Raw genomic sequence first — 3,316 nt, forward strand, 5'->3', positions numbered from 1 at the left:
CTAAACAGCGTTTACACAATCACAAACTAAGCTCAAGGAAACTGAAACAGTTTTAGCACAATCTCAGATTAAGTTACATGAAACGGAAACAGTTTTAGAACAATCACAAACTAAGCTTAAGGAAACCGAAACAGTTTTAGAACAATCTCAGACTCAATTAAACAAAACAGAATCTGTTTTACAAAAATCTCACGCTCAACTGAATCAAAACCGCCATGAATTAGCAGAAGTTAAAAAAGAACTAAGTCAAGCGCAATTTGATGTGATGCGGTATCAATCTCAATTACATCAAACACAAGAAGAATTAGAATCTTATGAAATACAACGTCCAGACTGGGAAAAAGTGCAATCTCAATTTTATGAAGCAGAAGTATCTTTAAGCCAATTCAAGATGCAGTTACAACAAACTCGGAAACAGGAAGAACGCTTGCAAATTCAACTACATCAAACCCTAAAACAACTCGAACAAAAAACAACTCAACTTCAACAAGATCAAGACGCTTTGAAACAGGCAACGGATCAAGTTAAACAGCTAAAACGAGATTTGAAACGATCTAATTCTCAACTGTATCAAGTCCAAAGCGAGTTTGATCAATCCCATTCTCAGTTAGAAGAATTTTCTTTACAACTGCAACAAAACCAAACCGAGTTAATAGAAATTCAAACGGAATTCCAGCAAACAAAACTTGATTTAGAACAACAAAAAACTTATATCAATGAATTAGAAACATCAGTTTCTAAACTGCAACAAACTCAAGCTGAGTTAACACAAATTCAAACAGAATTCCAGCAAACAAAACTGGATTTAAAACAAAAAAAAGCCCAAGTTTATCAACTGCAAACTGACTTAAAACGTTCTCAGTCTCAACTGTATGAACTGCAGGTAGAACTGGCTCAATCTCAATTGCAAATCCAACAAATTCAAGAACGGCAAAGACTGGAACAAACCCTAGCTGATGATCCTCAAAAACACAGTGAAATAGACTATAATCTCCTAATTTGGGATGCTTGGAATGCTTATCGCAATGGTAAACTTCCTCAAATGAAATCGCACCTACAAAAAGCCTTGAAGTTAACAAAAAGTTCCCCTAGTGAAACGATGTTAACCTGGTTAGAAAGTTTTTCTAAATTGTCCTTAGCGCAAGGAATAGAACTGGATACCCCTAGTTTGACTAATTCTGAGGAATGGCAACAGTTAATGCGACAAATGACAGCTAAAAAAGGGATTCCCCTCAACTCATTTAAGCATTCTGAAAATCCTAATCAAACTCTTGATCAATCCTCGGATGAGTTACAGTCTGGACTAACACCAACGACGGAAGAAATCACGCCTGCATCAGAATCAATCTAAACTGAAAAAAAGGGTTTCTAACACCAGCAATTGACTTGAATTAGAAACCCTTTTTCTATTCTTTAAACTTCGATTTGATTGAGTTGAGCTAAAATCTGATTTAACTTTTCCTCAATAGCTTCTAAATTAGGATTGAATTCAATCGCTTTACGATAACAACTCGCAGCTTCTTCCAGATCAGCATCAGCATCTCGTTGGAGTGGTTGAACAATAGAACGTTGTTGCAGTGCATCTGCTAAATGACAATAAACCACATCAGATACACTGATATCTAATGCCCGACGATACGCTGAAATTGCCTCATCCCAACGTTGAAGTTGAGCTAAAGCAAAGCCTAAATGATCTTGAGCTTCCAGGGAATTCGGGTCTAAATCTACCGATTTTCGGTAAGCTGTAGCGGCTTGTTCCCAACGTTGTAACGTCGATAACGCATCTCCCAAATGTTGATAAATAATCGCGGATGTCGGAGTCAATTCTAAGGCTTTTTTATAAGCAATAATCGCCTCCTCCCATTGATGAACTAGGGATAAAGTATGCCCCAGAAAATGATAATAAATGGCTGATTTGGAATCATGTTCTGTGGCTTGACGATAGTAAGCGATCGCCTGCGGGTATTGACCTTGATCTCGGCAAATCATCCCCAACTGATAATAACTCCAAGCTGATTTCGGGTTAAGCTCAATCACAGTTTGGTAAGCCGTGATCGCCTCCTGAATTTGATGGCTTGCCTTTAACGCTTCTGCCAACTGCTGATATAATTCCCAATTAGTGGGATCGGCTGCAACGGTCTTCTGCAAATAATCAATTCCTTCGGTTCCTCGCCCTTGTTGAGCAAAGGCTTCCCACAAATCTTGATAACAGGAGGTAGCATCAGGCTCCAGTTCAATTGCTTTTTCTAGGGAACAGATAGCATCCGAAAAATGTCCTTGTTGACAGAGCAATTTTCCGAGGCTCTGCTGAAACTCATAAAAATCTGGGTTGAGTTCCACAGCCCGACGATAGGCATCTAAGGCTTCTGGGAGTCTGCCCTGTTGCTCTAGGAGTTCTCCTAAGTTATAGTAAGACCAAGCCGAGTTAGGATTCAGTTCGCAGGCTTTTTGATAACTTGCGATCGCTTCCTGAACCTGACCCAGTTGAGCCAGGGTTGAGCCTAAATTATGGTGATACCAGGAAAAGTTGGGTTTTTCACTAATCGCTTGGCGGTAGGTAACTATGGATTCCTGAAGCTGGCCTAATTGCTTCTGTTTGTTAGCTTGGTCAAAATGACTCATATACACTTGCAATGTGACTTTTAATAAGGTATTCATATTAGTGTAATATATAATCTTTAGTAATTTTTAAAATCAAGTAAAACATATAAAAGGAAAAAAAATGGGATTAGGAAATTGCCAAAATCTAATCAGTTTGCTACAAAAAGAGTATAATATTGAAACTTTTATTGAAACAGGGACATTTCAGGGTGGAACAGCAGTTTGGGCATCTAATCTGTTTAAAAATGTATTTACCATTGAATTATGCCAACAGTTCTATGAAACCACATCAAAAAATTATGAACATATTCAAAACATCCAATTTCTGTACGGTCACACCACAGAACATTTAAAAGTAATAGTTCCTCAACTACAAGGATCAGCTTTGTTTTGGTTGGATGCCCATTGGTCAGGGGGAATTACAGCAGGACAAGAAGAAGAATGTCCTATACTTGAAGAATTGCAAATTATCAAAAGCTCAGAATGGGAACACTTCATATTAATTGATGATGCACGAATGTTTTTATCACCTCCTCATGCCCCTCATCAATTAGAACAATGGCCAGCTATCCATGAAGTCATCGAAGAACTACTTACATTTAAACGTCAATACATTGTCATTATCGAAGATGCGATTATTTCAGTTCCCGAAAGGGCAAAATCAGTATTAGGCAGCTATTGTCAAAACGGAATTACAAAAGTTTGGGAAGAATAT

General features: G+C 37.9%; 3 protein-coding genes. 2 read left to right on the forward strand and 1 reads right to left on the reverse strand.

Annotated features, from left to right (window positions below; translation table 11 throughout):
- The first annotated feature begins 265 nt into the window (after nt 1-265).
- Nucleotides 266-1,351 (forward strand): hypothetical protein, encoded by a 1,086-nt coding sequence (locus ACKPEB_RS00500; RefSeq protein WP_408962800.1) that lies wholly within the window; start codon nt 266-268, stop codon nt 1,349-1,351.
- Between the two features lie 62 nt (nt 1,352-1,413).
- On the opposite strand, the gene ACKPEB_RS00505 is transcribed toward ACKPEB_RS00500, so the two are convergent.
- Nucleotides 1,414-2,658, reverse strand: coding sequence for a tetratricopeptide repeat protein (locus tag ACKPEB_RS00505; protein WP_408962801.1), 1,245 nt, complete (start codon nt 2,656-2,658; stop codon nt 1,414-1,416).
- A 64-nt stretch (nt 2,659-2,722) separates the two neighbouring features.
- On the opposite strand from ACKPEB_RS00505, the gene ACKPEB_RS00510 reads away from it, so the two are divergent.
- Nucleotides 2,723-3,316, forward strand: a 594-nt coding sequence (locus ACKPEB_RS00510; protein WP_408962802.1) for a hypothetical protein, incomplete at its 3' end; no start/stop codon positions are given.

Origin of the sequence: Planktothrix sp., from assembly GCF_046067725.1 — a bacterium.
Classification (GTDB): Bacteria; Cyanobacteriota; Cyanobacteriia; order Cyanobacteriales; family Microcoleaceae; genus Planktothrix.